The following is a 23465-nucleotide window of genomic DNA, read 5'->3' as shown; positions in this document are numbered from 1 at the left end:
AACCCCAGCAGCAATGCTGGGGTTTTTTACTTTTATGAGCCCCAATCAATTATAAGGCTTTAAGACCTCACGGACATGTTGTCTGATAAATGGAACCACTTCAGATTCAAACCATGGATTGCGTCGCAGCCATAGCGTGTTGCGGCAAAGGTACTTAGAATTTAATCAGTGTATAAAAAAGCCGGCGAAATAGCCGACTTGATTAGATTGAGTAAAGGTGGTTATGCTTGCACTAATGTGAGTGCTTTTTTAGACACTTCACGTGCTGCTACTGTCATGTTTTGTTTCTCTAATGCATCAGCTAGGCAGGCATAATCTGCAAGGCTGGAACGAATTGACAGCGCTTTCTCTAAGTGACCTTGGGCATCAGCCCAATCGCCTTTTCTTAAATGGAACCGAGCTAAGGCACTATGAGCACAAGCGTTGCTATCGTCCTTTCTTAACATACTCTCAAGAAAAGCAATGATCGGATGAGTATCGGCTAGGTTCATATCCGGTAGCAGCTCATATAAGCTAGAGCTAGGGTATTTCTTTAAGTGCTCTTTTATTACAGTGAAGGCATTGGTGTCTGACTTGCGTACCATGAGTTGTTTCGCAAAGCACTCAACAAGATGGGTATCCGTTTTTAACTTGCGCGGTAAGTTATTCCAGTATGTTGAGACTCCATCGCTACCTTGCTGCTCTGCTATTTGCTCTAGTAAACCACATTGAGCTTGGCGATTGAGTAATATACGTTCTTCTTTGGAAATTATTTTGTTCTTTTCCAACACAGGCAGACTATCAAGTAGGGGTTGCCACATTTTGAGCTCTGTATGAATGCTTTTAAGCAATGTGAGGGCAACTTGATTATTCGGCTGATTGGATTTTAACTCTGATAGAGTATCAAATGCTGCTGCATAATCTTTTTCAGCGACCTGTTGTTTTGCACGTGTAAGAGCGACTGCTAACACAGAGTTGTCTTGTTGCGAAGCAAGGTCTAAGTATTGGTCTCGCTTTACTTTATCACCTAGCCCATGGGCGGCTTCAGATGCAACTAGATAGCACAACAAAGGCATGTCATGGTGATTCGCTTGGCGAGTAACTTGTTTCTCTGCAGATTTAAAATCACCTTCCAGCAGCTTGATAATACCTTCATTGGTGTGACGTCGAGCTTTTCTCACTTTTCGCACTGAAAAATAGTTCCAAGTTAATGAGCTCGCATAGAAAGCCTTTTTTATGACAAACTCTAAGCCAAATAAAATGAACACTCCAAGGGTTGCCAAAATTATCAAGGTTGTTACGCTCATTTCGAGGGTTTTATTGGCAACGGAAATAAGCACATAGCCTTGTTGACCCGCATATTGAGTGCCTATAAATAGTCCTGAGCCTAAAACAACAAACAGAAATGCTAGCCTAAACATTATTTATCCTCCGTGATAAGTGTTGCAACATCTCGACGAAGGCGATCTTGGATAACATCAGATAAAACCTGTTGTGTTTCAAGCTTAATTGGGTAATCAACATGAATATTCTGTTTACTTAGCATAGCTAGCGCACTATTAAACTCATTAACCATATTGGACTCTTGGTTGAAATAAGTGCTAGACCAATTGTCAGCTGTTGTTAGTGCTGTTGAATAGATGTTTTGTTGTTCAATGTAAACTGCTTTGATTGCAGTCTCGAGTTTGGCTTTGATATTTTCTCTTAGATAGAAATGCTGCTGTGGTGAGAGCAGTGGTATCGCACTACCATCTCGCGTGCGAAATGTAATGAAGTTTTGCGAAAAATCTTTAAGTGACGTTAGTAAATTCGATTTCCAATCATGGATGTCGCTTGAGACACTAGGCTGCTCATTTTTTTGAGTATCAGGAAGAATGGCATTAGCCAGTGGCAAGTTATCTACCTGCTGCTGCAACGAAGTGAGCCTAAGCACAAGACCATCTTTATCTATGATAGGAATGGATTTTAGTGTCATGATGTCATTGCTCATGGATTGACGTAGTGGTACCAAGCTAGGATCGTTTAGTGTCGCGATACGTTGATCTGCGCTTTCCATTAGCTCAGTTGCACTTGCTGCATCATGTTCAAGAAATAGTTTTCTACCAGCCAGTTTAACTAAGTAATCCGCTTCAGCAAGCAGCCAGTCGTTGGGGCGCCGCCCTTGAACATCAGCTAATGCGAGTTGCAAGCTATTGATACTTCTCTGTTGTTGAGCAAGGCGAGTTTCAGCGTTTTGTGAGGCATTTTCTACTTTTGAAACTGTTGCCTCTTGGTTGGCGTTTAATTCTTGCTGAATGGATGTCTTTGCTTGCAGTAGCTGAGCTTGTAGAGAGCTGACTTGTATTTGATATTGATAACTTTGTTTATAAGAGTAATAGGCAACACCACTTGGCAATACTATGGACAGAGCGATTGCAAGCCATCCGAGTCTCATTGAATTAGGGGTTGCTTTGTTGTGTATGTGCTCTTTCTTGATGTCTTTATTGGGTGCTTTTGCCTTATCTTTTACTATTTCTTGTGCTGTAATGTCTTTTTCAGGTTCGATCGAATTGTTTTTATCTTTGCTTGTCATTACATGTATTCCTGTTCTACTTTGGCTTGAGTGCAGCCAGTAAGTCCTTGTTTGAAGGGCTGCCCGTGGTGATCACGTCAAGAAAACCCAATTTTTGTGCCTCTGTTGCAATTCGTTGACTAGGAACGAAAAGCTGCAGCGTAACCACCCAGTTTTTCTGTGTTTGAGAGAGTTGTGAAACAAAGTGATTCAGTTGACCTAAGCTGGTGATCACTATTTGCTTAATGCGATTGTTTTTCCAACTAACGGTTTCAATATCAGCATCGAAAGTGATGTTCTCTCTTCGATAGATTTCGAGATAACTCACTTGTGCTCCTCGTGCGAGTAATGTGTTGTGAATTAACTCCCTACCTCCATTACCGCGTAGAATAATAACTTTCTTTCCATCTACTTGGCTTAGTTGCTTAAGCTCAAGCAAGTGCTCGCTATCTGATACATCAGGGTAGTGTACGTTTTGTTGGCTGTGTTTACTTAATACATGTGCTGTTTTATGACCAACCGCAATATAGGTTGATTTACATGGCCATGTACCAGAGAGTGCTTGCTGAGTGAAAGTAACCGCATTTGGGCTAACCGCTATGATTATATCGACCTCGGCTAGCTCTTTCTTAGCGTTATAGAAGTCCTTGCCAGATGTGATCTTGAGCAAGGGCAAGTAGAAAGCGCTGGTACCTGCTGTTTTCAGTAGTTGGCAAAGCGCTTGGCCTTGTTCTCCTGGACGCGTAATCAGCACAGCCATAGCGTTAGCCTTGCTTCGCGTATAATCTGGTTAGTATGTCACGAGCACCATTATCCAGCAGCTGATTTGCGAGTGTCACACCAAGTGCTTCTGCCTCATTCCTAGATCCTCGAATTTCACCTCGGATAATTTTTGAACCGTCAGGCTCTCCAACTAAGGCTCTGAGCCATAGCTCCTCTCCTTGCAAAACAGAGTAGCTGCCGATTGGTACTTGGCAGCCGCCTTCTAGTGTTAGATTCATTGCACGCTCACTCATAACTTTATCGTAGGTCGCTCTATGATTGAGCGGTTCAAGAAGTTTTATTAGATATTGGTCGTCAAGACGACATTCGATACCAATAGCTCCTTGGCCGACCGCAGGTAAAGATTGCTCAGGCTCTATAAAGCTACGTATGCGCTGTTCCAAATTAAGCCGCTTAAGTCCCGCAGCTGCTAGAATAATGGCGTCATATTCGTTGGAGTCGAGCTTATTTAGTCGGGTGCCGACATTACCTCTGAGTTCTTTTATCTCTATATCTGGGCGATACTCTTTGAGTTGACACTGTCTACGTAAGCTACAGGTTCCAACAATCGCTCCTTGAGGGAGTTGGTCAATGCAATCGTATTTATTGGATACAAACGCATCTCTGGCATCGTCGCGTTCGCAAATCGTAACTAAACCTAGGCCCTCTGGAAAATCAACCGGTACATCTTTCATTGAATGAACGGCTAGGTCGGCACGGTTTTCTAGCATGGCAACTTCAAGCTCTTTAACAAATAGGCCTTTACCCCCAACCTTTGCTAAAGGAGTATCTAAAATGACATCGCCTTTGGTAACCATAGTGATGAGTTCAACCTTCAGCCCTGGGTGTGCCGCTTGTAGCGCTTCTTTTACATAGTTTGCCTGCCATAGTGCAAGGGGGCTTTTTCGTGTAGCAATACGAATTGGGGTTGATTGAGTCATATTGGTATATTTAATGTGAGCTATAGATGCTCTAATCCTACCACTCTACAGAAAAAAATCTTACTGCTAGATCTTGGCGTTGGTTGATTCATTTCGGCCTAGCATATAATATTCAAAATTGTGTGATTTTGATCTCATTTATATATTGAACTATTGTTACTAAAGAGAGATACGTACCACACTATGACGCAAGCGTATTGATTAACAAAACAATGTTAATGTGGTCATACCTTTCTTTACCAATGGCAATAAAAGTGTTAAATTGATCACGTTTTGTCAGTGCTTTCGAATACTTTGTCATCAAGGCACCGTTAGGAATTTACAAGGATTTTACCTTGCAGGCTTATACAAAGACGCTTATCCAGAGACTAGATAATTTAAACCAGCAGCGCATTGAGCGTGCACTGGCTCTAATGGATATTCAAAGCCAGCATGTTTTTCACTTGATTCCAGCGCTCCTTCATTTCAATCATACCTCTATCCCAGGTTATTACGATGCTCATGTCCCGTTTGGGGTATTTGGTCTCGAGTTTAATCCGGTTCAGCAGCAATTTATCGATGATACTGAGCTCACAACGGGTCAACCTTTGGAGACATGTTCTCAACCAGCTATTTTAGCTTTGTATACCATGGGAAGCACCTCATCTATCGGGCAAAGTACTTCCAGTGACCTAGATATTTGGGTTTGCGTTTCACCAATGATGAGCTGCGAAGATAGGGAGAGCTTGTCCAATAAGTGTTTATTAATCACAGAGTGGGCACAGAACCAAGGTGTCGAGGCCAATTTCTTTGTGATGGATGAGAAGCGCTTTCTTACCAACCAATCAGAAGAAATGACGGGAGACAACTGTGGTTCTTCTCAGCACCTTTTGCTACTTGATGAGTTTTATCGGTCAGCCGTTCGTTTAGCTGGGCAAAGGTTACTCTGGCAAATTGTACCTCCAGAGATGGAAGAATGTTACGATGAATACGTTCAAGGTCTTTGTCGCCAAGGTATCATTGACTGTGCTGATTGGATTGATTTTGGGCAGTTAAGTCGTATTCCAGCAGAGGAATACTTTGGGTCAAATTTATGGCAGTTATATAAGAGTATTGACTCGCCTTACAAGTCAGTATTAAAGGCTATTTTACTCGAAGCTTATTCTTGGGAATATCCGCATACTCAGCTCCTTAGCATAGACACTAAACGTCGTTTTTTTGCGCATAAACCTGATCTCTATGGGATGGATGCCTACTATCTGATGCTGGAGAAGGTGACACGATATCTTGAACGTATCGGCGACCATGCTAGGCTCGATCTCGTTAGGCGTTGTTTTTACCTCAAAACACACGAAAAGCTGTCACGTGAGCCTGGAGTGGGCTCGGTTGCATGGCGTCGTGAAGCATTAAGCGATATGATTGACAAGTGGCAGTGGGATGAAAAGGTACTTGCCGAGCTTGATGATCGTCGCAACTGGAAAGTAGAGCAGGTTAAGGTAGTGCATCACACGTTGCTTGATGCACTTATGTTAAGTTATCGAAATTTAATTCAGTTTGCTCGTCGCAACGATATTACTTCTGCTATAAGCCCACAAGATATCAGTATACTGGCCCGTAAGCTCTATGCCGCTTTTGAAGTTTTACCCGGTAAAGTGACCTTACTTAACCCGCAGATCTCTCCTGATTTGCATGAACCAGATTTAAGTTTCATAGAGGTGCAGCCGGGGCGAACAAACAAAGCAGGTTGGTATTTATATAAACATCCGCTCAAAGCAGAGAGCCTCATTGGTCAGACATTTTTGGAACACAATGAATATCTCAGTAAGTTAGTTGCTTGGTCTTTCTTCAATGGTTTGATAACTGAATCGACTCGTTTGCACTCTGTAGTTCGAGGTGCACATCTTGATATTGATAAGTTTTATCAAATGGTCAGCGATCTGCGTAACACGTTTTCATTGCGAAAACGTAGGCCGACAATGCAAGCTTTAGCAAGCCCATGTGAAATTAGTCAGTTGGCCATGTTCATCAATTTTGAAGAAGATCCCACCAGTGAACTGAGCGGGCGTTCGCTAAAAGTTGATTTGAAGACCACCGATATCTTCAGTTTTTCAGACCAGCAGGTAAGTCTTGTTGGTAGTGTTGACTTAGTGTATCGCAATTCATGGCATGAAGTGCGCACCCTGCATTTTCGAGGTGAAACAGCTATGCTGGAAGCTTTGAAGACTATTTTGGGTAAAATGCATCAAGATGCGATTCCTCCGGAATCTGTGGATGTATTCTGCTATAGCAAAAATTTGCGTGGGGTTATGCGCAATATGGTGTACCAGCTGCTGGCTGAATGTATAGATTTGCGTTTAAAACCGATCGAGCAGGAGAAACGTCGTCGTTTTAAAGCGTTGAAAATTGCTCAGCAAACTTATGGCCTTTTCTTTGAGCGTCGTGGAGTTTCTGTTCAAGTACTAGAGAACTCAGTGGATTTTTATCGTAGTATCTCAATTAGTAAACTTAAAGGCTCTCCGTTGTTAATGTTGGACAAAGAACAGGAGTTCCAATTACCACAAATTGTCGATTGCTACGCAAGCGAAGGTCTAATTCAGTTCTTCTTCGAAGATAGCGAACAGGGCTTTAACATTTACGTGCTAGATGAAGCGAATCGTGTCGAGGTTTACCATCAGTTCAGTGGTATGAAAGATGAGATGATTGCCAGTGTTAATAGTTTTTATACATCAATCAAAGACGATAACCAACTGCCTACCCAATTGATAAACTTTAATCTGCCTCAATACTATCAAATTGTTCACCCTGCAGACGGTGAGTCTTACATCGAACCTTATCGTAATGACGGTACTAACTACGCTAAGTCTGATAAAGCAGTGAACGCGTAACAGCCTGTTGGCCACCCCAAGGTGTTGTTCGAGGCGCCAACACAGGCTGAGCCATTATGCCCAATCTATTTCTTCGTTGCAGTGCTTAACACATTCTTGCTTTACCATGGAGATAAGCTCTATCCCCGTTTTGGAGCATATCCACTTTGAATCGACCAAAGCAAAATGAAAGCCACCTGATTTAGATGCTATCCATATTTCTTTCATTGGCTCTTGACGGTTTATGATGATTTGACTTCGGTCTTCGAATTCTAGAGTCATCACATTACCTGAGGTTTCATAGTCAATATCTGCACCGGAATCATCAATCATTTCCTCGATGATCTGCATTTGAATATCTACCAACTGATGAAATTCAGTATCGTTCATCTTGTTACCCTATTGCTTTTCTAGAATGTGGTGCGATTATAGGGGGCATTGAAAGATTAATCACGATACAAGGCATGAAAAAATCACTCGTTGCTTTATTTGTTTTAACCCTTCTTGGTTTGACCGCTTGTGGTCAAACTGGACCTCTTTATATGCCCGAAGATGCGGCTCAAAATGAGCAGCCTTCACAACAATAACTATTTTTCACAAGGGATCGCATTTTGGATTACTTTAACTATCAGGATGATGGCCAGCTTTGGGCCGAAGATGTACCTCTCACTCAGTTAGCAGAACAGTATGGGACTCCTTTATACGTATACTCACGCGCTACACTTGAACGTCACTGGAATGCGTTTGATAAATCGGTTGGGGAACACCCGCACCTAGTTTGCTACGCTGTTAAAGCAAATTCGAATTTGGGTGTTTTGAATACTCTAGCACGTCTAGGCTCTGGCTTTGATATTGTATCTGGTGGTGAGTTAGAGCGTGTCATTGCCGCAGGTGGTGAACCTAGCAAGGTGGTATTTTCCGGTGTGGGTAAAACCTCACAAGAGATGGAACAAGCTTTAAAACTTGGCATTAAATGTTTCAATGTTGAGTCTGAGCCAGAACTTGAAAGATTAAACCAAGTTGCTGGTAAGTTAGGTTTGAAAGCACCTATTTCGTTGCGTATCAATCCAGATGTGGACGCAAACACTCATCCCTACATTTCAACTGGGCTACGTGACAACAAGTTCGGGATAGCTTTTGACAGGGCGCCAGCAGTATATAAATTTGCTCAAGGCCTTGAGCATTTGGATATTCAAGGGATTGATTGTCATATCGGATCACAGCTTACCGACATTGAGCCTTTCATTGATGCGACCGATCGTCTTTTAGCTTTGATCGATGATCTTAAGACTCAGGGTATAAATATTAAGCACCTTGATGTTGGTGGAGGCTTAGGGGTGATTTACCGAGATGAATTACCACCTCAGCCTTCAGATTACGCTAAGGCTCTGTTGGGAAGGTTAGAGAACCATCAGGATCTTGAACTCATCTTTGAACCTGGTCGTGCCATAGCCGCTAATGCAGGGGTTCTGTTGACTAAGGTTGAATTTCTTAAACATACAGAGCATAAGAACTTTGCCATCATCGACGCTGCGATGAACGATTTAATGCGTCCTGCGTTATATCAAGCGTGGCAAGATATTGTACCTGTCGTGCCAAAGGATGGACAAGCTGTCACTTATGATTTGGTGGGGCCAATTTGTGAAACAGGCGATTTTCTCGGTAAAGACAGATCATTGGTTATCGAAGAAAATGACTTGTTGGCCGTACGATCTGCTGGGGCATATGGCTTTGTGATGTCTTCCAACTATAATACTCGAGCTCGTGCTGCTGAGGTTATGGTTGATGGTGATAGGGTGCACTTAGTACGTCAGCGTGAAGAATTATCGAGCTTGTGGGCACTAGAGAATATTCTTGCGGAGTGATTTGATCATATGCATTTCCATTTTTCTAAAATGCATGGTTTGGGTAATGACTTTATGGTTGTCGATTGTATTACCCAAAACATCTTCTTTTCCCCTGATTTGATCCGCCGTTTGGCGGATCGTCATACAGGTGTGGGTTTTGATCAGCTTTTAGTCGTTGAGGCACCCTATGATCCAGAAACTGATTTCCACTATAGGATCTTTAATGCCGACGGGAGTGAAGTTGAACAATGTGGTAATGGTGCTCGATGTTTTGCTCGATTCGTGCGAATGAAAGGCTTAACTAATAAGTTCAGCATTAGTGTTAGTACTAAAAAAGGTAAAATGATTCTCAATATCGAGGATGATGACCAAGTTACGGTGAACATGGGTGTGCCGGAATTTGAACCAAGTAAAATCCCTTTTAAAGCCAAGCAGGTAGAAAAGACCTACATCTTACGTGCTGATGAACATACCTTATTTTGTGGTGCGGTCAGTATGGGAAATCCGCATGTTGTGACAGTGGTGGATGATATCCAGACTGCCGATGTTGACACTCTTGGGCCTCTATTAGAATCACATGAGCGTTTTCCAGAGCGAGTTAACGCAGGATTTATGCAGATAGTGAGTCGCAATGAAGTTAACCTCAGAGTATATGAACGCGGTGCTGGAGAGACTCAAGCATGTGGCAGCGGCGCGTGCGGCGCTGTGGCCGTTGGGATAGTGCAATCCTCACTGGACGAAACAGTGAAAGTTAATTTGCCAGGTGGTTCGTTAAAAATTAGTTGGAAAGGCCCAGGTAAACCACTGTTTATGACAGGTCCAGCATGCCATGTGTTTGATGGTCAGCTAAGCTGTTAAAAGAATAATCTGATAACGGAGTTAATGTGTCACAAGTTGAGCTAGAAGGGCTAACAGCTGAGATTGTTGCTGATTATTTGCGAGACCATCCTGAATTTTTTATCGGCCGCAGCGGGTTAATCGACAGACTGGTTTTACCCCATAATGAAAGTGGTACTGTTTCTTTAGCTCACTTGCAAATGCAGAGGCAACGTCAACGTATTGAAGAGCTGGAAGAAAAAATTACGGCTCTGATGTCACTGGCAAAAAGTAATGATCGAACTTTTCACGAGTTTATGGCACTTGAAGAACGGATTCTAAAGTGTGACAGCATGGTGTCTGTTATTGAAGTCGTTGAAGAGACAGCAAAGTCGATGGGATTAGTCGCTTACTTCCGTTTGTTAGATGTGCCTTCAACGCACTATTCTCTTAACAAAACTGAGTATCAAGGTTTCGCCACTAGTCATTTGAATGGTAAAAGTGCTTACTTAGGGCGGCTGCGTAAAGCTGATCGCATTAGGCTACTTGGGGATGGCATACAGGCCCCTGAAATGGGCTCTTATGTCATTTTGCCGCTAAAAAATAAATCACTTCAGGGCATTCTCGCCTTTTCAAGTAGTGATGGTGGGCACTTCCAACCTAATATGGATACGTTGTTTTTGAGGCACCTTGCGCTTGTTTTGTCTCATTTGATTTACACCTTACCATGGAAAAATGAGGCCTATGAAGCCACCAACCATTCCTCTTCCTAGTGATTTACAAGATCCATTGAATCGTTTCTATGAATACTTAAGAAGTGAAAAAGGACTGAGCCTACACACCCAGCGTAATTACAAACAACAACTAGAGGCTATGGCAGGGCATTTGGTCACGATGGGCTTAAAAGACTGGTCTCAGGTTGACTCCGCATGGGTTCGACAGCTTGCCAGTAAGGGTATGCGCGATGGAATGAAGGCGAGTAGCCTTGCAACACGATTATCATCATTGCGTAGTTTTTTCGACTTTTTAATCTTGCGTGGCCAACTCACTGCTAATCCAGCAAAAGGTGTCTCTGCGCCACGTAAACAAAGAACCTTGCCAAAGAATCTTGATGTTGATGAAGTAAATCAGCTGCTTGAAGTGAATGAAGATGATCCATTAGCCATTCGCGATCGCGCTTTGATGGAACTAATGTATGGTGCAGGGCTTCGATTGGCGGAGACAGTGAGTATCGATGTTCGTCATCTAAGCCTATCTTCTGGTGAAATTCGTGTAGTCGGTAAAGGAGACAAGGAGCGCAAAGTGCCTTTTTCAGGTATGGCAAGAGAATGGGTAACCAAATGGCTTAAGGTTCGCGCTAGCATCGCTAATGCTGATGAGCCAGCCCTGTTTGTGTCTAAGCTCGGAGGAAGAATTTCTCATCGTAGTGTACAAAAACGTTTAGCTGAATGGGGGCAAAAGCAGTCAGTGGCGAGTCATATCAGCCCACATAAGCTGCGTCACTCCTTTGCGACTCATATGCTAGAGTCAAGCCAGAACTTGAGAGCAGTTCAGGAGCTTTTAGGGCATGAGAATATTTCCACCACTCAAATATATACTCATCTCGACTTTCAGCATTTGGCTGATGTGTACGATAAAGCGCATCCCAGAGCGAAGAAAAAAGAGGAAAAATGATGAGGTTCTTTCGTCCATTATCCGCAATCGACGCTATGACTTTCGATTTGGATGATACTTTGTACGATAATCGCCCTGTCATCAGGCGTCTAGAAACTGAATTTGTCTCATGGTTACATAAACATCATCCTATATCAGCAACTCAACCTATGAGCTGGTGGCGACAGTTGAAAAAAGAGTTAGTTAGTCAAGATGCTTGGTTAGCCAATGATCTATCCTTGTGGCGCTATAAGCAGATTGAACTTGGTTTATACCGTTTAGGGTATGAAAAGCAGCAAGCTCAGCAGGCAGCAGACGAGGCCATGGAGAAAGTGCGTTACTTAAGAAGTGACTTTGAAGTGCCTCAGCAAACTCATCGAGTTCTGCAAGCCTTAGCCAAACAAATCCCTTTAGTGGCGATCACTAATGGTAATGTCGATGTTGAGCGTATTGGCTTGGCGGACTATTTCTCTTTGGTACTGAAAGCTGGGCAAGATGGGTGCGCAAAACCTCATCGACAAATGTTTGATAAAGCCATCGAGTATCTCCAGCTACCACCTGTTAAGGTATTGCATGTTGGAGACCATCTGCTGAGTGATGTGAAGGGTGCTAAAGATTGCGGACTGCAAACCTGCTGGTTCAACGACCAATCTGCACAGCTTAGTAAGCATCCGAGTGCTCGGATTTTGCCCGATGTCGAGGTATCTAGCTTGATTGAGCTTGCGTCATTAGTTGGTAATATAAACACTGATTAGTTATCTTTCAAAGTTGTTGTCGCTACTGTTTTCCCTTTGAAATGAACTGGGTAGATTAGAACTGATGGCCGCTTTTATCTGCATGAAATACCTTGTTGTAATGGTCAAGAAACAAGCGTAGCTTTTCGGCAGAGCCTGTATCACCGAGCGCTTGAACAATTTCAGCTCCTACTTCTAGGGTGCATAAGTGGCCAGGTTCTTGATTTCGGCGAAGTTGGTAGTTTGAAGCAGCACTTGTTTGCAGACTGACCTTTGGTAACTTTGCGAGCCATGGACTTTTACGTAATATTTTTTTTGCTTCCTGCCATGTGCTGTCAATGATGATAAAAAGTGGCTTTTTACCTTGTTCTTCACTTAGCTGTATGGCCTTCTTTACCAATTGGCTCTCTTCTTCCGGGAAAAGTAAAAAGGTTTGGTAGCTTGGGTCTGATATTAAAGACATGAGCTTAGAACAAGGCTTGTTTCTTTGCCAAATATGCCGACTGGTTGCTTGAATGGATTCAAGTAGCCAGCGCCCTGTATTAGTCTCTCGCGATTGCTCATTTTCATGCATCAAAATTGCAATGTGTGCACGGACATCAATTGATGGTAAGTGCTCACATACGCAATTATATTTTAGTCGACATAGGTTACAAGCAGTAGGCATGCTAAAGTTTGATTCCTCCTTGGTGAGGTGTTATGCCATCAGCAAAAAGCTGGATAGGGCTTATTTCTTGATAGTTAGCAACAGGCGCATTGCTTGGGTTAAGCGGATATTGGCTCCCATCAAACTTTAATGTGTGCTGATTGGGAATGGCTCCGCCACCACTAACAAACATCACGAGATCTCGCCAGTTATGATGACTGTTCGTGCCTAAGTTTAATGGCGTTTGCACTAATGTGATGCGGCTATTGAACTGCCACTCTCTATTAGTGTTACTAAAAATCAACATGGTACAGCCACCTGAACCACACCAATCTAATTGGACTAACAGCTCTTCTTGCCCATCATTATTCAAATCATACGTAAGCCAGCGATAACGTGTGTCGGCAGCGTCCTGATTGGTCTTGGTAAAGTAAGAACGTAATGCGTGGTCCACTTTAGGATTAAACTCGGCACTTGAAAATACTTTGTTGCTGTCTGATACAGTAGGTTTATCTGAGCCTATGTTTGCTGATTTGTAGAGGTTTAAGCCACCGTCAGCAATATCGTATACCACAGTTCCCACTTTTTCTTTTGTTGCTTTTAGCTGGCCGGATTCAAATTGAGTGTAGATGCGCTCAGAGCGTAACACTTGACCTTGTATATGAGTACTGACCACTTGGATTTGTTGGTTGTTTAGCTGCTGCCAAAACCCTTTTTCTACCGTGTCTTCACCGCCATTTTGGTAGCTGTATGTGGTGCTAGCAGTATGATCTGGATTTAATGTCAGGCTAACACTAAAGGCTGAGCTTTTAGTCGATTTGGCCTGATAAGTCGCGGCCCAGTTTAATGAGGGATCTTGATTGGAAAGTGTGGCACAGCCTCGATAGTTTTTATCACTAAGACTGAGTGATGCGATCCAGCCATATAGGCTATCACTCATGGTATCTGTACAGCTTTGTTGGTTGAGCTCTAGGTGTCCATTGCTGAACGTGTATCGGCGACGTTTTTGTTGAAGCTTGCTTGATTGTAAATCGAGTTCTTGTTTTGGATAGCCCATTTGATTAAAAAGTAGTGAGCTTTGCTTGAATTCTACTGACCAAAAGGGTTCATTACCGAAGGCTTTTGTTGGCTGAGCGGGTTGACTACAGCGTTTGGGGTTTTCTGCCGTCAAAAGGTTGATCTGTTCAACAACGAAGCGAGCAGAATAGTTGGCATCAATGCCTTTTTTATCTGCTGTCTCCAAGTGACCTATCATTTCTCCATATAAGGGAGCGTATGGGGAGGGGGCTAGCTTTTGTCCTTGTTGAAATCTGTCTTCTGGCATATCTAGCCAGTACTGCTGTTTACTGCCACAAGGTGCAATTGAGCGGACCTCATTACCTAAAACGACTTCCCCTCGTATAACGAACGATTGAGGTTTGATAGATGAAGGGTTACTGAGTGTAGCAAGTGGTGTGTCTGCTTGGTTAGACTGGAAACTAGAACAAGCTTGGAGTAGTAAAGCAGCTGTGACCACTACTGGGTTTTTTAACGCCTTCATGGTATATCTTCCTCGGAGTAAATCATTCGGACCCCATTATGGCATATTGGCTATTCAAAACTGAACCAGACACTTTCTCTATTGACACACTTCGCACACAGGTTACTTCCTGCTGGGAAGGTGTCCGTAACTACCAAGCGCGTAATATTCTTAGAGACAAAGTTAAAGTTGGTGATTTGGTATTCATCTATCATTCGTCTTGCAAACACCTTGGTGTGGCTGGAATTGCTAAAGTGATAAGAGAGTCCTATCCGGATCATTTCGCCTTTGACCCAGAGAGTGAATATTTTGATGCTAAGTCTTCAGCCGAGAATCCACGCTGGTTTATGGTGGATATTGAGTTTGTGAGAAAAACGCAGCGTGTGATCCCGTTATCTGTGATGAAAGCAATGCCAGAGCTTGAAAACATGCCGTTAGTGAAACCTGGCAGCCGCCTGTCAGTCATGCCGGTCAGTGACGATGAATGGCAGGCGATACTCGAAAAAGAAGCAGGAGCTTGGTTGTAGTTAAGCGTCTACGTTAGAAAAGGTGGGTATGCAGGTAGTGGGCAACTGCATCATTAGCATTGCTGCCTATCACTTCGTTATCTGGAAGAGCGTTTTTTACTTTGTCATGCGCCGTTTCCATTACAAGCCCTTTACCTGCCATTGTGAGCATTTCAACATCATTCATTCCGTCGCCAAATGCAATGCAGTTTTCAAGTGTTAAACCAAGAGACGTAGCGATAACTTTAAGCGCTTCACCCTTAGATACTTCGGCTGCCATTACTTCAAGGCACCAAGGTGTTGAGAAGGCGACATTGAGTTTTCCTGCAAATTTATCATTTAACAAGTTCTCAAATTGAACTAAATGTTCATGATCTTTATTCGGATGAGTAAAGAAAATTTTAGCAATGCCTGAGGTTGGTGCAGCATGGGAGTCAAACATCTCAACATTAAAGTCAGACTCACTATGAAAGATTGCGGTTGTTTCATCTTCACGGTTTAATAACCAAGTTTCGTCTTGATAAATGTGAATAAAAATATCAGGGTCTTGACGCACTATATCTATTACAGGTTGGACCAAGTCTGATGGTATGTTATTGCTGTACATCAGATTATCGTCTTTATCATGAACTCGAGCACCGTTAGAGGTGATCATGTAGGCAGGAATTCCTACCTGGCTTCGAATGCCAGCGACATCAATGTGATGACGACCAGTTGCAAAAATAAAGGTATAACCTTTTTGAAACAGCTCTTTCAAGGTGTGTTTGGAGAATTCGCTGAGTTTATGATCAGGTGCGAGTAAGGTGCCATCTAAATCTGAGGCGACGAGTTGAAAAGGGGTTTCTGTGCGTATTTCTGTCATATCATCCTCACGATTTATTGATAAATACTGCTTAATGGGTCTGAATCTTTATGGTACAGCAGTGATAAGAATAAAAAGAGGGTAAAGATGGCTTTGATTTTTTTCCTAGTTTGTCAATAACGGCGGTAAAAAGAGAGAATGCTATCGAGAGCTTGGTTTCGATATTCATCCTTTTCAAATAAAACCTCGTGGCGCGAGTGGTCGATGATTTTTAAAACACAGTCATGATTGTTTTTAATCACTTTGTTGTAAAACTTTAGTTGATCACAGTTGGAGACGATTTTGTCATCGCCCGCTTGCAGGATAAGAAGCGGATTCTTAATGTGTCTTGCCATAAGATGACATTTTTGGGCGGCCATAAGGCCTTGCCATACCCATCGATGGCTAGCGCCACCAATTTTAAGTTCCGGCTTTTGCTCGTACAAGGCTCTAAACCATTGGTAGCGGACTTGGCTTTGACTGAGTAGGTTTCCACCAAAGGGTTTTGGATAATAAGGTTGTTGTCCTGGAGCAAATTTTGGCTGGCTTGAAAGCAAGGCTATAAGCTGATTAAAAGGAATCGCAACCAGTTGAAGGTACCAAGGCAGATTGACACCAAACATGGGTGCACTTAGCGCAATAGCGGCAAAGGGATGTTGAGGGTATGTTTGAAGGTAACGAGCTACGATATTGCCACCCATGGAGTGTCCCATAAGGTAGCGACTTTTGTATTGCTCCAAATTAAAGTGTTGCACTAGGTGATGTAAATCATGAGTATAGTCCTCAAAATCATCAACGTAGCCCATCTGGCTGTCATCGATTAATCGCTCGGATAAACCCTGGCCGCGATGATCGAAAGAATAAATGTTATAACCTTGCTGGAAGAGGTCAAAGAAGAGTTCTTGATACTTCCAGACACACTCAATACGTCCATTGACGATCACAATGGCTTTGTTATGGTGGGCTGATGAAATTTTTATCCAGTACAAACGAGTTTTATCAAAGGATTGAATAAAACCTTCTTCACGTCTTGCCCATAGCTGAGCAATATCACTATTGATTACTTGCTCAAAATCCAACTCTTGGGTATAAGAGGGTTGAATATCTAAGGATGATTTATTCATAATCTTGGGTCTACTGCCGACACGAATAAAATTAATGAGTTTAAATTATGTGTCCCCAAGGTCGTTTAGTCGAGGAGAAAATACAGTGGATATGCATGTTTGGTTCGCCTATGTAGTCACAGCGGTTGTGTTTAGTTTGGCTCCCGGTTCTGGCATGGTAAATTCTGTTAGTAACGGTATTTCCTACGGTACCCGAAAATCATTGGCTGCGGTTGCGGGACTACAGATTGGCCTGGCAATACATATCGTGTTGGTTGGGGTTGGTATTGGCGCACTCGTCGCTCAGTCTGCCACTGCATTTACTGTTATCAAATGGTTTGGAGCGGGATATCTAATTTGGCTTGGGGTTCAAAAATGGCGAGACACCTCTACCTTGACCACTCACCACGCCGATAAAGCCTTGCCAGCCAGTGCCATGATGCGCAAAGCGACACTGATTAATCTGACCAACCCTAAGTCGGTTGTTTTTTTGGTCGCACTTTTTCCTCAGTTTATTGACCCTACCGGTGAGCAACTAACGCAATTCTTAGTTTTAGGTGTTACCACAGTCGTGATTGATTCCATAGTCATGGTTGGATACACGTCTTTAGCTGCGCAAATGGGGCGTTTTATTCGCTCCGATAAGGTCATGAGTAAACTCAATAAGCTATTTGGCTCCATGTTTATATTTTGTGGGGCACTACTAGCGACAACAAAAGCCTAGTGTGTGGTAGTTAATGCGTGATACATATGTAGCTCGTCAGCCAATTTTCAACGCTAGGCGACAGACATTGGGATACGAGCTGCTCTTTCGTGATGGGGAGCAGAATGCTTATCCCGCTCATATTGAGTCGAATCGAGCGACATATAGGCTGATTGTTGAGAACTTTTTATCTCTCGGGGTTAATCCTGCTTTGGTGCAATCACGTAGCTTTATTAACTTTCCCCATAAAAGTTTACTTAGGCGCTTGCCTCTTACTTTACCAAAGGACAAGGTTGTTATCGAAGTGTTGGAAACCTGTTCTCCCACTGATGAATTATACGAGGCAATTAAAGAAATCAGTCTTGCTGGATACATTGTTGCTTTGGATGATTTTGTATATAGCCAAGAGTGGGAGCGCTTCTTACCTTATGTCCAAATTATAAAGCTCGATATTATGGCTATGGGGTTAGATGAGGCTTGTGAGTTTGTTAAGCAGCATAAATCTCGCGGTAGTCGACGTAAATTTCTTGCAGAGCGTGTTGAGACTGAACAAGACTTTTTAACGGCTCGTTCTGCTGGGTTTACCTTTTTCCAAGGCTACTTCTTTAGTAAACCAGAGATGATAAAGCAGCGTTATATCAGCCCTGAACAGGTCATTGCAATGGAGTTACTTAGTGAAGTTTGCAAGATGGAGGTCGACTTTCAAAAGGTAGAAGCGATTGTGGCTAAAGATGTCGCTCTATCTTACCAATTGCTTCGTTTTGTCAATACGATGTCCGAAAGGTTAGCAGTGACTATTTCATCGTTTCGCCAAGCCTTGGTGTATCTTGGGGAAGATAGGCTACGAATTTTTGTATCGCTCGCCGTTGCCTCTTTTATCTCGATTAAAAAACCGAAAGAGCTTTACAATTTGTCTCTTCAACGTGCGCAGTTTTGCCAATTGATGGCCTGTGACAACCCATTTAACCAATATAGGGAACAAGCATTTCTTATCGGACTTTTCTCTACACTAGATGCCTTGTTGGATCTCTCTCTTGAAGAACTCGTTAGGCAGTTACCTCTCAACCAAACCATTGAAAAAGCGCTATTAGAGCGCCAAGGTCCTTATGGTATCTTGCTTAACTTAGAAGAGTGCTATGAGAAAGCCGATTGGCTCGGGATGCAAAGAGCGTGTCACCAGCTTAACTTGTCGGTTGATGAGGTCATGGCTCGAATATCAGAAGCACAACGCTGGAGCCGAGATATCCACCGGCTCGTTTGAACTCTCACAATTCATTCGATGAACTTTTTATGACAATGTTAATCTCCTATTGATTTTTCTTTTTTTATAAATAAATATATACGCATATTCGAATAAGGTTATATTATGTTGCCACATCAGTTTTTTAAATTACTTTCAGATGAAACCAGAGTGCGTTGTGTATTGTTGATCGAACGTGAGCAGTGTCTGTCTGTGGGTGAATTGACCGAGGCCTTGCAGGAAAGTCAGCCAAAAATCTCGCGCCATCTTGCTCAGCTTAGATCAAGTGGAATCTTAGTCGATATTCGTCAAGGACAGTGGGTTTTTTACCGACTAAGTAAAGACTTGCCTGGTTGGGTGAAGAAATTGGTCGATAATTTGGTTGCTTCACAGTGTTTAGCAACGCTATATCAGAAAGATGTTGAAAGACTTCATCGTATTTCTGGCCGACCAGTTTGTTGTCAGGATAGATAATAGGAGAAAGTGATGACTATTAAAGTTGGAATCAACGGCTTTGGCCGTATTGGACGGTTGGCTTTACGTGCTGCATTTGATTGGGAAGATATCGAGTTTATCCAGATCAATGACGTTGCAGGTGATGCACAGACGCTAGCGCATTTATTAGAGTTCGACTCAGTGCAAGGGCGCTGGCATCATGAAGTAAAAGTCGAAGCTGACGATATGCTGATTCAAGGACAAAGGATTAAAACACATCGCGAGAAAGATATTGATGCTGTTGATTGGTCTGGCTGTGATGTTGTGATTGAATCGACAGGTAAACATCGTAAGACCTCTTTGCTCGAGAAGTATCTAACTCAAGGCGTGAAACGTGTTGTTGTTTCGGCGCCTGTAAAGGAAGAAGGCGTTGCCAATATTGTAGTTGGTGTTAACGATAATATCTTTGATCCTGAAAAACACCGAATTGTTACTGCGGCATCATGTACAACCAATTGTATCGCTCCGATAGTTAAAGTGATCCATGAGCATCTCGGTATTGAGAAGTCGTCATTTACGACTATTCATGATTTGACCAATACTCAAACTATCCTTGATGCGCCGCATAAAGATTTGCGCCGTGCAAGAGCTTGTGGCATGAGTTTAATTCCAACGACCACCGGCAGTGCTACCGCCATTATTGAAATATTTCCAGACTTAAAAAACAAGATTAATGGACACGCCGTTCGGGTCCCACTAGCCAATGCATCGTTGACAGACATTATTTTTGAAGTCAAACGAGACACGACACCAGAGGAAGTGAACCAGCTACTCAAAGAAGCATCAGAAGGAGAGCTTCAAGGTATCCTTGGTTTTGAGAAGCGTCCACTAGTGTCCATAGATTACAAAGGCGATCAGCGCTCAACCATAGTGGATGCACTATCAACTATGGTGGTTGGTGAGCGGATGGTGAAAATCTATGCTTGGTATGATAACGAGATGGGGTATGCAACACGCACTGCTGAGCTAGTAAGAAAAGTAGGGCATGTGTGAGAGCAAACCAAGATGAGGCATAATCTGTGAGTGTACTTTTGGCTAAAAATATCCGCCAATATATGTTGGTGACGTTCAATTATTGGAACTTCACCATTACAGATGGCGCATTGAGAATGCTGGTGGTTTTGTATTTCCACGATTTGGGATACAGCACATTGGAAATCGCCTCTCTGTTTTTGTTTTATGAGTTTTTTGGCGTAGTGACCAATCTAGTCGGTGGTTTTTTGGGAGCTAGACTTGGTCTCAATAAGACCATGAACCTTGGATTATTGATGCAGATCATTGCTTTAACCATGTTGGCTGTTCCTACTGCATGGTTAACCATCCCCTGGGTAATGTTGGCTCAAGCTTTATCCGGCATTGCAAAAGATCTGAATAAAATGAGTGCCAAAAGCTCTATCAAATCTTTGGTTCCAGAACAGCAACAAGGAGCTTTGTATAAATGGGTCGCTGTTCTTACAGGGTCTAAAAATGCGTTGAAAGGAGTGGGATTTTTTATTGGTGGGTTATTACTCTCTTTAGTTGGATTTAGATATGCTGTGGTTTTGATGGCAGGAATATTGACCTTAGTTCTTATTGGCAGCTTGTATGGTTTAGAAGGTGATTTAGGTAAGGCGAAAAATAAGCCAAAGTTTCATGAAATTTTTTCTAAGTCACGTTCTATTAATATTTTATCTGCCGCACGCATGTTTTTATTTGGTGCGCGAGATGTTTGGTTTGTTGTTGCTTTACCTGTTTACTTAGGGAGTGTCTTTGGCTGGAATCATTCTTGGGTCGGTGGCTTTTTGGCCACTTGGGTGATTGCTTACGGCCTTGTGCAGGGTATAGCGCCAAAAATAACAGGCAGTTCTGAAGCTGGAGCACCGGATGGCGCTTCGGCGTTATTCTGGGCTGGCTTGCTCGCGGTGATCACAGGGGGTATCGCATATGGGGTTCAAATCGGGTGGCAGCCAGAGTTGGTCATTATTTTGGGTTTGCTCATGTTTGGCGCAGTGTTTGCGATCAATTCATCTTTGCACTCTTACCTTATCGTTAGTTATGCCAAAGGTGATGGCGTGTCTTTGGATGTGGGCTTTTATTATATGGCCAACGCGATGGGACGCTTAATTGGGACTATACTCTCGGGTTGGATATTTCAAATAGCGGGTCTGGCTGCTTGTTTGTGGGTTTCTTTTGTTTTTATTCTTATAACTACGTTAATTTCTATTCAGTTACCGAGCAGGCGTCACCAAGCTGCATAGACAACCATGGTTTTTATGACAGAAAGCTGACTGAGGTTGCATCTTGGTCGGCTTTTTTGTTGTTATATTTTTATGGTGGTTAAAAACGGTTGAAGAGTTGAAAATGAAAAGACGATGGATGCTATGTTTGATGTGGTTTTCTGTGCCTCTAGCCTACGGGTATGAAGGTGGTTATAACGATGCAGAAGTGCACTTTGTCGACTATTTTCAACGAACTGATGGCATCAAATACTTAGTGCACAATATGGACAAAAGCCATATTGATTATGCTTTTTTAATGGGGCTGCCAGTCATAAAAAAATGGAGCGCATATGACCCTAAGCCACCTAGGTATATGCAAGGAGACGATTCACCAGTTTATTATTATTCTCGTACTGATGATCTACTTTATCGTGCACTGAACACATCACCACATAAAGATAGATTTTTCCCTTTTATTACAGGGTTTAATCCTACAGATATGTTTGCCGCCGAACAAATAGAACAAATGATTGACGACAATCCCGGCTTTTGGAAGGGGATTGGAGAGGTCTTAACACGGCATGACAGCTTGTCGGCTTTGACATTAGGTGAACAGGCACGGGCTAATCATCCTGCTCTAATGAAGGTTTATAAGGTAGCAGCCAAGCATCATTTACCGGTGGTATTGCACAGTAATATTACTTCTGAACGTGAAAAAAAGCCGCTGTACAAACATGAGTTGGTGGAAGCTCTCGAGAAGAACCCCAAAACGCGCTTTATATGGGCTCATGCAGGAACAAGTGCGACATTGCTCAAGCGTCAAGATTTGTCTTTTCTTATTGATGAGGTTGCGCAGTTGCTGGAAGACTATGAGAATCTTTATATACTTGCCTCTTGGTCTTTACGTGATGTTATATTAAGCAGCCCCCAGTCTAAAGAAGAATGGGCATCTCTTATTACTAAATATCCGCACCGCTTTATGATGGGCTCTGATGTGGTGGGTCGATTTAGAAATACTGGCAAAGTACTGTCTGGTTGGGATGAAATCTTGGATGCCCTACCACCTGAAGTGGCAGATGATATGGCAAAGAACAATATGCTGAAAATGGTGAAACAATAAACTGGCTTTGTTAGCACAATGCAAAAGCACATCGCCTTGTGATATGCAAAAAAACATTATCACTAAGGTTTATGAACTGAAAATAGTGAACACCAATGTGGTATGGACATTTTGAGTCAGTCATTCCTTTTGTACATAAATCCAGAACTTACCTTGGCTTTGTCTTTGTAGCATTCTTCGAGACACATCACACGTTAGCCAGTTATTTTTCAGTATCCTGATATGGCTAGTCTTTGATTATTCTACATTACTAATGGATTGAAGTTAGTTATAGATAGTGAGCTTTGAGTGTTGATATTTGTCTGGAGGCTGGTTTTGTACGCTAATGATAGTAGCGATGGAGAGCATTATGTCTGATATAGAAAAGGTAGTAACGAGGACACGGAAGATTGAAACCTTGCTTCGTACACAGTATCACGCAGAGGGTAAGGGGTTACATCAACTGGTTACCAGCTGCGAGGAGCGCCTACCGCACGATGTTATTGGAAAGCTACGCTATATCGCAACTATTCGTAATAAAGTTGTCCATGAAGATGATTACCAATTAGAGAGCCGTAAGGACTTTCTTGCTGTGTGTGATGAATGTGAAAAAGAGTTAACTCCAAGAAGTAGCCGCTTTGTCTGGAGGGCCGCTATTACTCTAATGACTTTGATAACTTTGGCTGCACTTTTGTTCTATTATGCTCACTGGGACACTTTGTCCAAACATTTGTAGCTAAGCCTTTAAAACCGTAACTACGCGGGAAATAGTCAAATGTTGTTACTTGTCGAATAAATAATCCATGTTTGACTATAAAGCTATCACAAAACCAAAAGGGACGCGTTAGCGTCCCTTTTGGTTTAATTGGATATGATCTAGTACATCATTGGCAGTGTCATTAGGCCAACAACAACTGCGATCATTACAAGTCCTTGTTTTTGTGAAGAAGTAATCATAACCCTGCTCCTCGATGCTTATGTTTTAATCT

General features: G+C 42.6%; 23 protein-coding genes and 1 pseudogene. 15 read left to right on the top strand and 9 right to left on the bottom strand.

Annotation, left to right across the window (positions count from 1 at the left end; translation table 11 throughout):
• Nucleotides 1-221: 221 nt before the first annotated feature.
• From MHN79_RS18535 to hemC, 4 genes are read right to left on the bottom strand one after another with little or no spacing between them, the layout of a single operon-like run.
• Nucleotides 222-1400: a heme biosynthesis HemY N-terminal domain-containing protein gene (locus tag MHN79_RS18535; protein ID WP_239174159.1), complete on the bottom strand. Its 1179-nt coding sequence runs from the start codon at nt 1398-1400 to the stop codon at nt 222-224.
• Complete coding sequence (locus MHN79_RS18530; protein WP_239174157.1) at nt 1400-2551, bottom strand: uroporphyrinogen-III C-methyltransferase; 1152 nt, start codon at nt 2549-2551, stop codon at nt 1400-1402. The genes MHN79_RS18535 and MHN79_RS18530 overlap by 1 nt, the downstream gene beginning before the upstream one ends.
• A gap of 16 nt (nt 2552-2567) precedes the next feature.
• Entirely contained in the window at nt 2568-3290 is a 723-nt protein-coding gene (locus MHN79_RS18525) for a uroporphyrinogen-III synthase (RefSeq protein WP_239174155.1), read from the bottom strand.
• 4 nt (nt 3291-3294) lie between these two features.
• The gene (gene hemC, locus MHN79_RS18520) at nt 3295-4233 is read right to left on the bottom strand and encodes a hydroxymethylbilane synthase (RefSeq protein WP_239174153.1); all 939 of its coding nucleotides are present in this window, start codon (nt 4231-4233) and stop codon (nt 3295-3297) included.
• 335 nt (nt 4234-4568) lie between these two features.
• Here hemC and MHN79_RS18515 point away from each other — a divergent pair, with 335 nt between their 5' ends.
• Nucleotides 4569-7097, top strand: coding sequence for a class I adenylate cyclase (locus MHN79_RS18515; protein ID WP_239174151.1), 2529 nt, complete (start codon nt 4569-4571; stop codon nt 7095-7097).
• A gap of 54 nt (nt 7098-7151) precedes the next feature.
• On the opposite strand, the gene cyaY is transcribed toward MHN79_RS18515, so the two are convergent.
• Nucleotides 7152-7466, bottom strand: coding sequence for an iron donor protein CyaY (gene cyaY / locus MHN79_RS18510; RefSeq protein ID WP_160932825.1), 315 nt, complete (start codon nt 7464-7466; stop codon nt 7152-7154).
• Here cyaY and MHN79_RS18505 point away from each other — a divergent pair.
• From MHN79_RS18505 to yigB, 6 genes and pseudogenes are all read left to right on the top strand, one after another.
• Nucleotides 7446-7663 (top strand): annotated as a pseudogene (locus tag MHN79_RS18505) (lipoprotein). The gene cyaY and the pseudogene MHN79_RS18505 overlap by 21 nt on opposite strands.
• 24 nt (nt 7664-7687) lie before the next feature.
• Entirely contained in the window at nt 7688-8941 is a 1254-nt protein-coding gene (gene lysA, locus MHN79_RS18500) for a diaminopimelate decarboxylase (protein ID WP_114787944.1), read from the top strand.
• Nucleotides 8942-8950: 9 nt separating this feature from the next.
• Nucleotides 8951-9781, top strand: coding sequence for a diaminopimelate epimerase (gene dapF / locus MHN79_RS18495; RefSeq protein ID WP_239174149.1), 831 nt, complete (start codon nt 8951-8953; stop codon nt 9779-9781).
• Nucleotides 9782-9807: 26 nt separating this feature from the next.
• Nucleotides 9808-10512, top strand: a complete 705-nt coding sequence (locus MHN79_RS18490; RefSeq protein WP_239174147.1) for a DUF484 family protein — start codon at nt 9808-9810, stop codon at nt 10510-10512.
• Nucleotides 10484-11413 (top strand): tyrosine recombinase XerC, encoded by a 930-nt coding sequence (gene xerC, locus MHN79_RS18485; protein ID WP_239174145.1) that lies wholly within the window; start codon nt 10484-10486, stop codon nt 11411-11413. Before MHN79_RS18490 ends, xerC begins: the two co-directional genes overlap by 29 nt.
• Complete coding sequence (yigB, locus tag MHN79_RS18480; protein ID WP_239174163.1) at nt 11413-12147, top strand: 5-amino-6-(5-phospho-D-ribitylamino)uracil phosphatase YigB; 735 nt, start codon at nt 11413-11415, stop codon at nt 12145-12147. The genes xerC and yigB overlap by 1 nt, the downstream gene beginning before the upstream one ends.
• A gap of 55 nt (nt 12148-12202) precedes the next feature.
• Here the strand turns inward: yigB and MHN79_RS18475 are convergent, their stop codons facing one another.
• Both MHN79_RS18475 and MHN79_RS18470 read right to left on the bottom strand, forming a co-directional pair.
• The gene (locus MHN79_RS18475) at nt 12203-12793 is read right to left on the bottom strand and encodes a DTW domain-containing protein (RefSeq protein ID WP_239174143.1); all 591 of its coding nucleotides are present in this window, start codon (nt 12791-12793) and stop codon (nt 12203-12205) included.
• Between the two features lies 1 nt (nt 12794).
• Nucleotides 12795-14312: a hypothetical protein gene (locus MHN79_RS18470; protein WP_239174141.1), complete on the bottom strand. Its 1518-nt coding sequence runs from the start codon at nt 14310-14312 to the stop codon at nt 12795-12797.
• 38 nt (nt 14313-14350) lie between these two features.
• Between MHN79_RS18470 and MHN79_RS18465 the strand changes: the two genes are divergently transcribed.
• Nucleotides 14351-14818, top strand: a complete 468-nt coding sequence (locus tag MHN79_RS18465; RefSeq protein WP_239174139.1) for an EVE domain-containing protein — start codon at nt 14351-14353, stop codon at nt 14816-14818.
• A 13-nt stretch (nt 14819-14831) separates the two neighbouring features.
• On the opposite strand, the gene MHN79_RS18460 is transcribed toward MHN79_RS18465, so the two are convergent.
• Together MHN79_RS18460 and MHN79_RS18455 are read right to left on the bottom strand one after the other, a co-directional pair.
• Entirely contained in the window at nt 14832-15659 is an 828-nt protein-coding gene (locus MHN79_RS18460; RefSeq protein WP_114787951.1) for a Cof-type HAD-IIB family hydrolase, read from the bottom strand.
• Nucleotides 15660-15772: 113 nt separating this feature from the next.
• Nucleotides 15773-16762: an alpha/beta fold hydrolase gene (locus tag MHN79_RS18455; RefSeq protein WP_239174136.1), complete on the bottom strand. Its 990-nt coding sequence runs from the start codon at nt 16760-16762 to the stop codon at nt 15773-15775.
• An 85-nt stretch (nt 16763-16847) separates the two neighbouring features.
• Between MHN79_RS18455 and rhtB the strand changes: the two genes are divergently transcribed.
• The 7 genes from rhtB to MHN79_RS18420 all read left to right on the top strand — a co-directional run bounded on the left by rhtB (nt 16848) and on the right by MHN79_RS18420 (nt 23212).
• Nucleotides 16848-17465 carry a homoserine/homoserine lactone efflux protein gene (rhtB, locus tag MHN79_RS18450; RefSeq protein ID WP_239174134.1) on the top strand — a complete coding sequence of 206 codons (618 nt, stop codon included), beginning with the start codon at nt 16848-16850 and terminating at the stop codon, nt 17463-17465.
• A 13-nt stretch (nt 17466-17478) separates the two neighbouring features.
• On the top strand, nt 17479-18705 hold the full coding sequence (locus MHN79_RS18445; protein WP_239174132.1) for an EAL and HDOD domain-containing protein: 1227 nt from the start codon (nt 17479-17481) through the stop codon (nt 18703-18705).
• A gap of 105 nt (nt 18706-18810) precedes the next feature.
• On the top strand, nt 18811-19158 hold the full coding sequence (locus MHN79_RS18440; protein WP_239174130.1) for a metalloregulator ArsR/SmtB family transcription factor: 348 nt from the start codon (nt 18811-18813) through the stop codon (nt 19156-19158).
• A gap of 12 nt (nt 19159-19170) precedes the next feature.
• A complete protein-coding gene (locus MHN79_RS18435; protein WP_239174128.1) occupies nt 19171-20172 on the top strand; it encodes an ArsJ-associated glyceraldehyde-3-phosphate dehydrogenase in 1002 nt (333 codons plus the stop codon).
• 26 nt (nt 20173-20198) lie between these two features.
• Nucleotides 20199-21416, top strand: coding sequence for an organoarsenical effux MFS transporter ArsJ (gene arsJ / locus MHN79_RS18430; RefSeq protein WP_239174126.1), 1218 nt, complete (start codon nt 20199-20201; stop codon nt 21414-21416).
• 103 nt (nt 21417-21519) lie between these two features.
• Entirely contained in the window at nt 21520-22497 is a 978-nt protein-coding gene (locus MHN79_RS18425; protein ID WP_239174124.1) for an amidohydrolase family protein, read from the top strand.
• A 349-nt stretch (nt 22498-22846) separates the two neighbouring features.
• Complete coding sequence (locus MHN79_RS18420) at nt 22847-23212, top strand: DUF4145 domain-containing protein (protein WP_114787958.1); 366 nt, start codon at nt 22847-22849, stop codon at nt 23210-23212.
• Nucleotides 23213-23465: the final 253 nt, after the last annotated feature.

Source organism: Vibrio sp. Of14-4, from assembly GCF_022347625.1.
GTDB lineage: Bacteria > Pseudomonadota > Gammaproteobacteria > Enterobacterales > Vibrionaceae > Vibrio > Vibrio pristinus.
The sequence above is the reverse complement of the archived record's forward strand: the minus strand, read 5'-3'. Positions and strand labels throughout refer to the sequence as shown.